The organism is Brevibacterium sp. GP-SGM9 (assembly GCF_047300845.1).
In the GTDB taxonomy this organism is placed as follows: domain Bacteria; phylum Actinomycetota; class Actinomycetes; order Actinomycetales; family Brevibacteriaceae; genus Brevibacterium.
Map to the genome: position 1 here is coordinate 2,650,639 of NZ_CP178563.1, position 11,661 is coordinate 2,662,299.

General features: G+C 61.8%; 11 protein-coding genes. 7 read left to right on the forward strand and 4 right to left on the reverse strand.

Going from position 1 to position 11,661, the window contains the following annotated elements; genetic code table 11:
* Positions 1 to 4: 4 nt before the first annotated feature.
* From ACH82I_RS11975 to ACH82I_RS11985, 3 genes are all read right to left on the reverse strand, one after another.
* Positions 5 to 940, reverse strand: coding sequence for a hydroxymethylglutaryl-CoA lyase (locus ACH82I_RS11975; protein ID WP_413332830.1), 936 nt, complete (start codon positions 938 to 940; stop codon positions 5 to 7).
* Positions 940 to 2,211 carry a hydroxymethylglutaryl-CoA reductase, degradative gene (locus tag ACH82I_RS11980; protein WP_413332832.1) on the reverse strand — a complete coding sequence of 424 codons (1,272 nt, stop codon included), beginning with the start codon at positions 2,209 to 2,211 and terminating at the stop codon, positions 940 to 942. Before ACH82I_RS11980 ends, ACH82I_RS11975 begins: the two co-directional genes overlap by 1 nt.
* 277 nt (positions 2,212 to 2,488) lie before the next feature.
* Positions 2,489 to 4,378, reverse strand: coding sequence for a helix-turn-helix domain-containing protein (locus tag ACH82I_RS11985; RefSeq protein ID WP_413332834.1), 1,890 nt, complete (start codon positions 4,376 to 4,378; stop codon positions 2,489 to 2,491).
* Between the two features lie 709 nt (positions 4,379 to 5,087).
* Between ACH82I_RS11985 and ACH82I_RS11990 the strand changes: the two genes are divergently transcribed.
* From ACH82I_RS11990 to ACH82I_RS12005, 4 genes are all read left to right on the forward strand, one after another.
* A complete protein-coding gene (locus tag ACH82I_RS11990; RefSeq protein ID WP_413332836.1) occupies positions 5,088 to 5,507 on the forward strand; it encodes a lactococcin 972 family bacteriocin in 420 nt (139 codons plus the stop codon).
* A gap of 94 nt (positions 5,508 to 5,601) precedes the next feature.
* Positions 5,602 to 6,897 (forward strand): hypothetical protein, encoded by a 1,296-nt coding sequence (locus ACH82I_RS11995; protein WP_413332838.1) that lies wholly within the window; start codon positions 5,602 to 5,604, stop codon positions 6,895 to 6,897.
* Between the two features lies 1 nt (position 6,898).
* Complete coding sequence (locus ACH82I_RS12000; RefSeq protein WP_413332840.1) at positions 6,899 to 7,612, forward strand: ATP-binding cassette domain-containing protein; 714 nt, start codon at positions 6,899 to 6,901, stop codon at positions 7,610 to 7,612.
* Entirely contained in the window at positions 7,609 to 8,610 is a 1,002-nt protein-coding gene (locus tag ACH82I_RS12005; RefSeq protein WP_413332841.1) for a hypothetical protein, read from the forward strand. Before ACH82I_RS12000 ends, ACH82I_RS12005 begins: the two co-directional genes overlap by 4 nt.
* A gap of 52 nt (positions 8,611 to 8,662) precedes the next feature.
* Here the strand turns inward: ACH82I_RS12005 and ACH82I_RS12010 are convergent, their stop codons facing one another.
* Positions 8,663 to 9,217, reverse strand: coding sequence for a recombinase family protein (locus ACH82I_RS12010; protein WP_413332843.1), 555 nt, complete (start codon positions 9,215 to 9,217; stop codon positions 8,663 to 8,665).
* A gap of 1,174 nt (positions 9,218 to 10,391) precedes the next feature.
* Between ACH82I_RS12010 and ACH82I_RS12015 the strand changes: the two genes are divergently transcribed.
* The 3 genes from ACH82I_RS12015 to ACH82I_RS12025 are packed head-to-tail and all read left to right on the forward strand — an operon-like array spanning position 10,392 to position 11,656.
* Positions 10,392 to 10,784: a hypothetical protein gene (locus ACH82I_RS12015; RefSeq protein WP_413332845.1), complete on the forward strand. Its 393-nt coding sequence runs from the start codon at positions 10,392 to 10,394 to the stop codon at positions 10,782 to 10,784.
* Between the two features lie 55 nt (positions 10,785 to 10,839).
* Positions 10,840 to 11,241 (forward strand): hypothetical protein, encoded by a 402-nt coding sequence (locus ACH82I_RS12020; RefSeq protein WP_413332847.1) that lies wholly within the window; start codon positions 10,840 to 10,842, stop codon positions 11,239 to 11,241.
* A 22-nt stretch (positions 11,242 to 11,263) separates the two neighbouring features.
* Complete coding sequence (locus ACH82I_RS12025; protein WP_413332849.1) at positions 11,264 to 11,656, forward strand: hypothetical protein; 393 nt, start codon at positions 11,264 to 11,266, stop codon at positions 11,654 to 11,656.
* The last annotated feature ends 5 nt before the right edge of the window (positions 11,657 to 11,661 follow it).

Consider the following 11,661-nt stretch of genomic DNA (forward strand, 5'->3'; position numbering starts at 1 on the left):
GACTCTACTGGTGGACGATAGCCGAAGACGTCGCCGAGGGCAGTCGCCTGTCCAGCTGTGCGGCCAGCCAGTGGCTGGTCTCGGCGAGGGCGCGCATGTCGATTCCGGTGTCGATGCCGAGACCCTGAAGCATCCACAGCAGGTCTTCGGTGGCGAGGTTGCCGGTGGCGCTCCCGGCGAACGGGCAGCCACCGAGTCCGCCGGCCGCGGAATCGAACTCGCTGACCCCGAGCTGCAGGGCCGCGTAGACATTCGCCAGGGCCTGGCCGTAGGTGTTGTGGGTGTGCAGGGCGATGGCCTCGACCGGAACTCCGGCCGCGAGGAGCGCCTCGATCACGGCGCTGACGTGCCCGGGAGTGGCCGTACCGATCGTGTCGCCCAGCGACAGGCTCGCACACCCGGCCTCGAGGAGCCCGAGAGCCGCGGTGACGACCCGCTGCGGATCCACCGACCCCTCCCAGGGATCCCCGAAGACCATCGACAGGTAGCCCCGGACCCGCATTCCCGAGGCGACCGCGGAGCGTGCGACCTCGTGTGCCCGCGCCGTCGTCACTTCGAGACCGTCGCCGAGGTTGGCCCGGGAGAACGCGTCCGTGACACTGATGAAGACGGCCACGTCCTGGGCGCCGGCGGCCCGTGCGTCCTCGAGTCCGCGGTGGTTGGGCACGAGGACCGGATAGGACACGTGCGCATCGAGATCGAGGGCGGCGAGGACCTCTGCGGTGCCCGACATCTGCGGCACGGCCCTCGGAGAGACGAAGCTGCCCGCCTCGATCTGGGTGAGTCCGGTCGCGGCGAGTCGCGTGATCAGCTGCGCGCGCAGCTCAGGGGAGAGAGTGAGCGCCTCGGCCTGCAGGCCGTCCCGTGGGCTGACCTCGCAGATGCGGACGGTGTCGGGAAGGGAGTCCATCCCGAATCTCTGCGGCAGGAGGGTCGCCATCAGCGGACTCCAGTGCGCAGTTCGGTCAGGATCGCCTGGACTCGGTCGAAGCGGAAGGCCTTCTCCGCAATGAGCCGGTCGACGATGACGGCTGCTTCCTCGTCCGTGGCTCCGGCGGAGACGGCGAGGTTCTTCGCATGCAGGGACATGTGGCCGCGCTGCACACCTTCGGTGGCGAGGACGCGCAGGGCCGCGAGATTCTGCGCCAGACCGGCGGCGACGATGAGTTCGGCCAGGTCCGCAGCACTCTTCACCTCGGCGATCTGCAGTGCCGCTCGGGCGGCAGGGTGCACCTTGGTGGCACCGCCGACGAGGCCGACCGGCATGGGCATCTCGAGGGTGCCGACGAGGTCGCCGGCGGCATTCTTCTCGAAGGTCGACAGCGAGGTGTAGCGGCCGTCGACGACCGCGTGGGAGTGGGCCCCGGCCTCGACGGCGCGGGTGTCATTGCCGGTGGCGAGCACGACCGCGGAGATCCCGTTCATGATGCCTTTGTTGTGGGTGGCGGCCCGGTAGGGATCCGCGGCCGCGAGCTCATAGGCATGGAGGATGTTGTCGATGACCTCCCCGCCGCCGAGCAGCTCCTTGTCGAAGACCGCGCGGGCCCGGGAGAGTCGCAGATCGGCCTTGTTCGTGAGGATGCGAAGCAGGGCGCGGCCTTCGGCGATGGCCGCGATCGTGTCGGAGGCGGCTTCGGCCATGGTGTTCACGGCGTTCGCACCCATCGCGTCGCGGACATCGACGAGAAGGTGGACGAGCACGTAGGTCTCGGACTTCGCCTCGACGATGCGGACCTGCAGTCCCTTGACCCCGCCGCCGACCTCGACGAGCTTGGGATCCTGCGCATTGGCCAGGTCGATGATCTCGTCCTGGCGTTCGAGGAGGCGAGAGCGGGCGGCATGCGGATCGGCGACGCCGAGGAGTTGGACCTGGGCCTGCATGATGGGAGCGGTCGAGCTCGTGTGGAAGCCGCCTGCGGGGCGGGCGATGCGGGCGGCATTGCTCGCCGCGGCGATGACCGAGGCTTCCTCGGTGGCCATGGGCACGAGCACGTCGGTGCCGTTGATCGTGAAGTTCGTGGCCGTGCCCAAAGGCAGGGAGAAGACGCCGAAGACGTTCTCACTGAGATTCGCAGCCTGCTCGGGACCGAAGGCGTCCGCATCGACCTGGTCGAAGACTTCGTCCTCGAGCGCGGTCTGGTTCGCGACGGCGTGGCGGCGTTCGGCGACCGACATGCTGCGGAAACCTGCGATGCGACTGGTCTGGGCCATCTGTGTCTCTCCTGGTGAGTCCTCATCGACCGACCGTGGGTGACGGTCTGGAATGCTGTGCGAGGCCCAGTCAATCACCGGAACGACGAGGCGGAAATGGCCGATCCGGACCGGATTCGGGCGTGACTATAGCCGATTCGGACATAGTGAAGCGGTGGAGGTGCAACCGGGCGGAGGACCACCTCCGGTGGGGTGGCCCGCTGGGACAGCTGAATCGTCCGACCAGATGGCCCGACCGCCACGGTGAGCCGCCTCCGGTGGGACAACCTCGGCGAGGTCAGTCGGGAAGCGTCGCCAACCCGGCCAATCGGAGCGCGACCTGCAGGCGGAACGACTGCTCGGGCTCCCGCCAACCGGTTCCGAGGACGCGGTCGACCCGCTCCAACCGCTGTTTGACGGTGTTGAGGTGGACGGAGAGAGCGGTCGCGGTCCGAGTGAGACTGCCGCCGTTGTCGAAGTAGGCGCGCACGGTGCCCGTCAGATCGCTCGAGTGCGAGCGGTCCCAGTTGCGCAGTCGGCCGAGCATGCGATCGAGGAATCTGCCCACCTGCTCGGGGGCGGTGCCGAACATCGCGGTGTAGGGGGCGAAGTCCTCGGCCGGGTGGACACCGCGCTCGATTCCGAGGGCACCCAAGATGCGGACGCAGGCCCACAGCTCGTCCTCCGCCGTGCGCAGCTGGGCGCGGTCGTGGTCGGTCTCGGAGACGAGGATGAGGTGGTCGGCGAGGCTCTCGGAACGGGTGAGAGTGTCGACCAGGGAGGGTCTCGACCGGTGCACCGAGCTCGGGATGAGGACGGTGAGTCCGGGGGAGCGCTGGGTCAGGAGCATGCGGGGTTCGATCCTCGTCAGCAGGGCGCCGATGCGGTCGTAGTCATCGGGTCCGGTCTCCACGGCGATGATCCGCCAGGGACCGTCGAGGCTGAATTCGCTGGTGCGGGCCCGGGCCTTGAGTTCGTCGAGGGGGCGGGTCCCGGCGATGAGGTCGACGGCGAGTTCGCCGCGCACGCGGTTCTCGGCATCGGCTCTGGCCTGTTCGTTCATGCGGATGAGGGCGAGCGACTGGGCGGCCTGGGCGACGATGCTGAGGTCGCCGTCGGCCGGTTCCGTACGGAACTTCACGAACAGCCCGCTGTGCCTTCGTCTCTGGGAGGCCACCGAGGCGGCGAACAGGTTCTGTGCCCGCGGAACCGGGGCACAGCGACCGGTCTCCCGGCTGGTCTCGAGCGCGGCGAGGAAATCGCTTCGGGCCGCCTCGGTGTCCGTGACGAAGTCGTCCTCGGAGGATTCGAGACGCTCGTGGTCGACGATGCGCACCTCGGCGTCGAGAGTGGCCGCGATGAGGTCTCCGACGTCGGTGCTTCCTCCGCCGCGCAGCACCATCCGGGTCAGCTGCTCCTCGACCTCGACGAGGCGCTGCAGAGTGTCAGCTTTGGCCGCCGCCAACTCCTCGGACGCGGCCGAGGTCCGGGCCGCCTCGGCGAGCTCTCCCATGAGTCGGGCGGTCTTGAGCACGACGGAGGCGTGATCGGCCAGGGCCGAGAGCAGGGCGATCTCCTCCGAGGTGAATTCGTGGGAGTAGCGGTCGGCGGCGAAGAGGGCGCCGAGGACCTCGCCGTCGACGACCATCGGCACGCCGAGGAGCGATTCCATGCGTTCGGCCCTCACGGCGGAGTCGACCTGTCGTTCGTGGGGCAGCTGGGTGAGGTCGTAGTCGGAGGTCCAGTGGGCGGTGCGGTCGCGGACGACGCGGCCGGCCAGCCCGATCCCCGGCGGGACGCGGAGTTCCTTGAGCTGGACGGAGATCGCTCCGCGGCTGGCTTGGACGCGCAGCTCGTCGGTCTCGAGATAGTACTGGGAGAGGTAGGCGATGTCGCAGCCGATGAGGGAGCGCGCCCGGTCGACGAGCTTCTGCAGGAGGCGGTCGGTGTCTCTGACCCGGATGAGTTCGGAGGCGCTTTCGAGCAGGGCGGAGCGCTCCAGATCCTTCTGCTTCCACCGGGTCATGGTCCCCGACAGGTCGACGAGGGAGTCGATGAGCGTCGGGCGGCTGCCCAGCGCGGTTTCGAGACTCCTGCGGTCCAGCGGATTCCCCTGGGACAGCCCTCTGATGGCTGCGGTTATCGTATCCGCCGGCACCGTAGCCTCGTCGTTGTCGACCTCGTCCATGGGCTCATTGTCTCAGGACGGGGCGGTGCGAAGGCGCGGGCATGCTTGTGGGCAGAGCTCTGTGTCGATTCGATCGCAAGTCCCGAGTCGTCCTCGCCTTACGCCGGTGAACCGGCATCGGGAATCACTGAACTCGACGAAGATGGCAATGCCGGGATCAAGGCGCGCCGCGTACCCGTGGTGCCACTGCTCGCCGTTCGTCTCCCACACAATGCGGGCCAGGGCGGGGACCTTGCGGCGGTCCGGCCGCCGGCGCGCTTCATGCCCGTTCAGTACGTCCTGGTACCGAGGCACGCCGCCGCTGAAATGAACCAGATTATAGGACTTACATTCGATTGTGGGCGAATATCGGCCATTCGGCTACTCCGCAGGGGGTAGGCCCCGGCTCCCTTGAATGCGTGGTAGCGAGGCTACCGAAATCCCCGTGTCGACCATCGTCCGGCGAGCTTGCACGTCCTCATCGGTGAGCTCGCGCTGATAGACGCCCTGAGCATTTGGCAGCTCAATTCCTTCACGCTGACACTCGAGGATCCCTGTCAGCAATTCAGACGTCACCAGAAAAGTGATTTAGACCACTGCGGCTGCTGAGTAAAAAGATCGAAACTTCATACTTTCATGCGATGTGCTTTACGAGACTCCCCGTTAGCGTGGCTCAAAGGTCAATCCTGACCGTTCACTGAAGAATGATTGATAGAAACAGGAGAGTGAAGTGAAGGCTTCAAAGACGATAGCGACGGTTGTTCTCGCGCTTGCCCTGTCGGCAACTGGTGCGACTGGAGCAATGGCGAGTGACACCGCCTCCAGCAATGTCAGCGCCTCAAGCGAACAAGCGACCTCAGGTGAAGCTATTGTGCAAGATGAGGCAACCGGGGGAGGCTTCACTGCCCAGGCGAAGAAGAGCCCGGGTGGCGGAACATGGAACTACGGTAGCGAGAAAGTGACGACGAAGGCCGGAAAGCAGAAGAAGTGCTACTCGCACTACTTCCACCGAACGAAGCGCCACTCTGGCACTGCAATCATCGGCTCTGTCAATGTGACGAAGACCGCCAGCAAGGGCAAGTGGGCCAACGCAAACGCCTATGGCAAGAGGTCACAGACCTGCAAGACGAAGTGGAGCGCGAACGCGTAATCAAAACCGTTCGAGTATTCTCATCCGAGCTGGGGTGAGCTGAAGAGTCGGCCCACCCCAGCTCGGGTGATCTTCTGCTAACGATAGGAAACCTATGCGGATACCCTCCAAGGGTGGCATCAAGACTTTGGTGGCATTCGGGATAAAGTCGTGTGCCGCGGGGGTGCTCATTGCCGTGGCTGTCGGCCTCTTCAGCGCCTTCACCCTCGTTTCAGACGATGCTTCGGCACTCAATGACTGGAGTGAAAGCACAGACTATGCCGTCTACTTCCCCCGAAGCAATGGCGACGACCTCCAAGCCATCAAGGACGGCACTGACGGGATCTCCAAAACCGTGGCCGAGCACATCTACCCCGAGCTTGACGATCGCGGAGGGATCTACGTCGAGGCAGCTGACATGGATGTTGTCGGAGACGACCCTGTGCTGCCCTATGTTCAGATGAGCGTGAACACCAACTATCTTGAGAAGTATCCGATTCTCGATAGCTCGGGAAAACCCATCGTGGTTTCAAATGAAGAAATGGACTGGGTGATCGCTGTTCCTGAGTCTCTCAAGGATCGTGAGGATCTGATCCGGGACTATGTCCAGGAATCCCGCAATGGCCCATCCGACAGCGACGTCGAATACTCAGAAGCAAATGGCTACGAAGTCAGTGATGCAGTTCGCAAACAGAAAGTGCGCATCATCTGGACACAGACCGGCCAGGATCTGTTCACGTTTAACACCCAAATACGACCGGAGGATGGCAACACGTTGCCTGATCCCATCGTCACGGTGATGACACGTTCGAACACCATCGCCAGCGATTGGGAGAACACGATCACCGGTGAAATCGACACTCCAATGAAGGTGAGAGTCGATGGAGACCCTGAGAAGGTCTACCAAGAGCTGTTGCTCCTGTTCGAGAAGTACGAGCTCGATGACAACTTCACTTCCCTCGTTTACCCTGCCGATGCAATCAACGAGCAGTTCTCCCTCTCATCTGAGGATGCACGTTGGTTGATCACTGCTGCAGTTGTGGCAGGAGTCCTGACCGTGGTCTTGAGCATCGTGGCTGTTGTGGTCGCCTATGAACGATGGCGTGTGTACTCAGCTATCCGCAGGCTCCACGGCTACTCCAGGCTCAAAAGCTTCGGGGAGGTCTTCGCAGGATTAGCAATGTCCTGGTTGCTCCTCATCCCTGCCGCCATGGTGGCAGCCACCACTTTCTATGTTCTCGGAGGCCATGTGGCAATCCCAGAGTATTTCCATCCTCTGGTGCTTCTCGATGAATGGCCGACTCTGCTTGCTGTCACCGGCTCCGTTGTGCTCGTGGAAGCAGTCATAGCCATCGCTGTTGTCATGGTCTTCGATCGCCGCCATCCCGCTCTCCGCCTCAAGGAAATCTGATATGCCCAGCCGTCAAGAAGTAGACCCTGTCGTTTTCGATAACGTCGAAAAGACCTACACCGGGCGGACTGTACTCAGTCACGCTAGTTTTTCTGTCAGCCCCGGGGATATGGTCGCATTCACTGGGCCCAGCGGGTCTGGGAAGTCGACAATCCTCAATCTCGCTGGACTCCTCGATTCTCCCGATGCGGGCGAAGTTCGACTTTTCGGCACCACAGCACCACGGCCCCGCTCGCGAGATGCCACTCTGTTCTTGCGCCATCGCCTCGGGTACCTGTTCCAAAACTTCGCTCTCATTGACTCCGCGACGGTGCGCGAAAACCTGAAAGTCGCTTTGACCTACTCTTCCGACCGCAGCGATCACACAAAGCAGATCGCCCGCATTCTCGAGCGCGTGGGTTTGCCTGGGTACGAAGATCGCCGCGTCTACTCTCTCTCCGGAGGAGAACAGCAGAGAGTGGCCATCGCGCGCCTTTGGCTGAAACCATGCGAACTCGTCCTCGCCGACGAACCCACCGGATCACTCGATGAAAACAACCGCGATGAAATCGTCAAACTCCTGAGGGAAATGAGCGCCGACGGACGGACCATCCTCCTCGCAACGCATGACCATCGGGTAGCTGAAGTCTGTACTAGAACCGTAGAAGTCGCCTCCCTGAGTAAACCCAAACGAACATCAAACCAAGACGCAGGCCGCGAGGACGCACCTTCGTGAGAAACTTCGTCGCGATCACCCTCTTCCTCACCTTCATCATCACAGCAGCTCTTGGACTGACCACCGAAATCAAGCGTGCGCAGGAAACCGCCACTGAGGGTCTCACCCAGGACATGGCGGTCTTCATGTGGCCCCGCGATGTACCCGTCCAGGATCCCTCGGCGACAGAACGAATTCTCACTACCGCGGCGGATGAGAACAATGTCAATCTCGTAAGAAGAACCGTTCGCCAGTCAGACGGAAACGGCCTCGACCTCACCTACTACATTCGACTCAACCACCCAACGAAGATCTTTGACCGCGCACGCCTCACAGGCGGAAACACGCTGACCAACTCCGAAACGCAGGCGACAGGGACAGTGTTGTCGACGAAACCCGGCGCTACGAAGGAGACTCTGCAGAGCCTCGCGAATAGCTACGACCTCACATTCCGCCCGTTAGAAGACATGTTCGCGAACCTCCCAGCGATTGGTGTCTACAAAGCCGAAACCGATAATCGCAGAGATTTCGAGGGCTTCCTTGAATCGATCAGCCGGCAGGTGAATGAAGAGATCCTCGAAACAGATCCAGATGCAGCATTGACCACCTCTGCCGCGTTCGTTGAAGACACTGACGATGCAGTGGATGCCGAACCGTTGTCTACAACGCCCCTTCTAGCGCTTTCTGGCACCCTCGTCGCGCTGGTCATTGTGGCTACGATCGGTGCGCTAGCTCGCGACGCTGCGGCGCTGGGGGTGCAACGATTGCACGGCTACTCCCTCATTCGAGCATGGTGGTCACGGTTAGGTCTGAGAGGGGTGCTCAGCACTGGCGCAGCCGCATTATTGTGCATCGCAGTGCTGCCATGGATATCTGGAATGGACATCGCAATCGCGGTGCGAGTTCTTGCAGTCCCATTCATCAGCACAACCGTGCTCACGGCAGCAGCTTCGCTGTCCGGGGTGTTGATCATCAACCGGGTCCGCGTCAGCGATCTTGTCAAAAAACGCTTCGCATAAAATCGACTGCCGGCATCTCGTTCGCTGTCAAAGAATTGAGACGCTTAGCTCCTCAGGAATCGGGAGAATAGGGCCCTGCTCCTTTGAGCGCGTTGTAGAGAGTCTGCCGAGAGACCTCGTAACGCCGGGCGACTTCGGCCACGGAGATCCCCATATCGACCATCGCCCGGCAGGCCTGCACATCCTCGTCCGTGAGCTTGCGCTGATAGACGCCCTGAACCTTCGCCAGCTCGATCCCTTCCCGCTGCCGTTCGAGGATCCGTGCGCGCTCGAACTGGGCCATGCCCGACAGGAACGTGAGAAAGAGTTCCTGCATCGGGGAGATGCCATCTTTGGAGACGGTGATGTTTTCCGAGACGAAGGTGACCGTGCATCCCTTCCCGGTCAGTGTGTCGACGAGAGAGTAGAGGTCTCGGGTGTCTCGGCCGAGGCGATCTAACGAGGCCACTCGGATATGGCCGCCCTCGCGCGCGTAGTCGATGAGCTTGTTCAGGCCCGCGCGGTTGGCGCGGGATTTCCCGCTGACCTTGTCCTCGAACGTCTTATCGCACCAACCGATGATCTCGTACCGCCGGCCAGGGTTCTGATCGGCGCTGCTGACGCGCACGTAGCCGAGGGTCTGTCCAAACAGGGCATCTGAGGGTCAAGTTCGGCTTCCAAGCGGTCAACAAGGGCGGCGGAGCTCAGGGGCCCATATCCTGGTCCGGAACCTACAAAATGAAGTCCAAGCAATAGAAGACCGCGACGTTTTCGGGATCAGCACCATTGAGCAAGAAGCGCCCATGCGCCCGAGGCCTGATGAAAGATACCATTTCGGGCACGATCTACTACACGAAAACAACGTTCTGCACCGGATTGTAAATGCTCATCAGATACTTCACCGCGCTACCGTTCGCAGTACCCGCCCTCGCAGCCGGGATTATTGTTTCCGCGCTTGTCGCGAAACACATCGCTCGGCGAATCCATGAGCGTCCCGTACTTGTCGTCTTATGGCTGGCAAGTCTGGCGCTAGTCCTTTCCGCGACGCTCACTCCCTCGAGCCATGCAATCGGGCTAGACGTGGGATTGCAGACGACGCGCGTGTGGACCTGGTCTCTGCCGTCTCCTGACGCATTGACGACGGTGAACTGGCAATCGATGAATCTGCTGCTCTTCGTACCGCTCGGTTTCGCAAGCGGCTTGTTCACGTACCGACGATACGTCTTGCAGTTTGGCGCGTTTGCGATTCTAGTGTCAGTGATCGTCGAAGTCGTGCAGTTCGTGGTGATTCCGTTGGGTCGGGCGCAGTTCAATTCCGCAACCGTACTCATCGGGTGGGCCGGGATCGCAATTGGCCTGTTGGTGGGGGTACTTCTCTCCACCGTGATACGGCGCATTCGACTAGGGGAACCGCAAACTAGGGAGAATTAGAGCGTGTCCCTTCATTGGCATAGCCAATGAAGGAGACACGCTGCAGATACAGAGCCTGGGGCCTTCGAGTGTCAGCGTGGTCAGATCTTCGACAGTTTCGTTCGCAACCGAACCCAATCGGTAGACAGATTCGGTGAGCGGGGATACCCGCTGGACAAAAAATTAACTGTCGATTTCATACTTTCATGTGATGTGCCCGGCCGGTCGGCATACATATGCTCAGCGTGAACAGTTGCCAGTGGATTCAGTACGGTGAATCGAGCCGTGAGTTTCACAAGTATTCGTGGCCGTACCTGTCTTGGGGAACCTATGTGAAGTGGTGGCATGACAGGCACTGAAATCACTGCAGGCGAGAGGCGAGGGAGATTCTTGTGAAGCTCGGTACAAGTTGTCGCCTCAGCCTTCGTGTCATTATCGCGGCGGGAGCAGCGTGTGCCGCTCTCGCCGTGATAGCAGTCGCGCTGCTTGTTTCCCCTCCCTCATTATTCGTCCAGGATGCTGTCTACGACAACGTTCCGTCGAGAGCATCCTGTGCGGACGTCCCGTCAACTGAGACCGTAGAGCGAGTCATCGGCGACTTCCCTGAAATCGGCGATGCAGACCCGATTCTGGTTGATCGATGTGATGGCGCGATCATTGAAATACAGGTTGCCGACCATGGCACCCGCGAGGATGTCGAAAACTATCTGAAGACGAATGGGAAGTATGAGACGACAACCGGTTGGTGGTGGCGATCGGTCCCCATCGCGATCCGCAATGTATGAGTTCCTGGCAATCCGCCGCCTTGTGGCCGTCAGCGTACTTGCAGGAGTGGGGGCAGTGGCGTATCTCATCGGGTCCGGCCGCTTCGACTACGCCGCGCACTTCCTCGCTGGGGCCGGTGGCACACTGATCCTCATCGTTGCGACGAATGCACTCTGGTCATTGCTGAGCAGCCGGTGGCCGTCAGCATTTGCCGACGCCGCACCGGCCATCGCGGCCGCCACCCTCATCTCTATCGGTTTCGGCCTGGTTGCCGAGTTCACGGTCTTCGCAGCACCGGTCGCTGACATCGTCGACATCGTGCACCAGTCGCTCGGGGCGATCGTTGTCGGCATGGCCTGCGTGCTCCTGGCCGGCAGTCGCAGATCGTGGGCCGCTGCCTTGGTCAGCGAAGGGATCACGGCTGGGCTGGGCCTGGTGATGATCGTGATAGGAGCAGCTCTTGTCGGAATCATCTGAGAGCGAAGCTAAGAAGCGGCGCATGCGAATGCTGAGCCTGACAGTGCTGGGGCTGGTCGGCGCTGTTCTCATCGTCCTCGGGGTGGCCGTATCGTGGCAGCGCACGCTGATTCCCGCTGCCCTTGACGGCACGGTCCGGAACATCATAACCTTTGAGGTCGATCAGCCCGGAGTCGATGACTGGGTGAGCCTGAGTGTTGATGACAGTGAGATCACCACGGGAAACGACGCGCTGATGTGCCTGAGAGATGGTTCGACTGCCACCAAATCATCGTTCTCACGTCAGGTGTATGTGGATGGGGTGCCGTGTGAGTTGCCGTTCCCACGGCAAGCCGTGTCGGACACGATCGTGCCGATGCCGCTTGCGGGGATACTCGCGTCGATTGTTCTGCCGCAACGCGCGCGGCGCAGTTAAGCAGA

Bases quoted from the DNA above. Each gene is read 5' to 3' on its own strand.
- ACH82I_RS11975 (WP_413332830.1), bottom strand. From the start codon at position 940: ATGGCGACCCTCCTGCCGCAGAGATTCGGGATGGACTCCCTTCCCGAC.
- ACH82I_RS11980 (WP_413332832.1), bottom strand. From the start codon at position 2,211: ATGGCCCAGACCAGTCGCATCGCAGGTTTCCGCAGCATGTCGGTCGCC.
- ACH82I_RS11985 (WP_413332834.1), bottom strand. From the start codon at position 4,378: ATGGACGAGGTCGACAACGACGAGGCTACGGTGCCGGCGGATACGATA.
- ACH82I_RS11995 (WP_413332838.1), top strand. From the start codon at position 5,602: ATGCGGATACCCTCCAAGGGTGGCATCAAGACTTTGGTGGCATTCGGG.
- ACH82I_RS12000 (WP_413332840.1), top strand. From the start codon at position 6,899: ATGCCCAGCCGTCAAGAAGTAGACCCTGTCGTTTTCGATAACGTCGAA.
- ACH82I_RS12025 (WP_413332849.1), top strand. From the start codon at position 11,264: ATGCGAATGCTGAGCCTGACAGTGCTGGGGCTGGTCGGCGCTGTTCTC.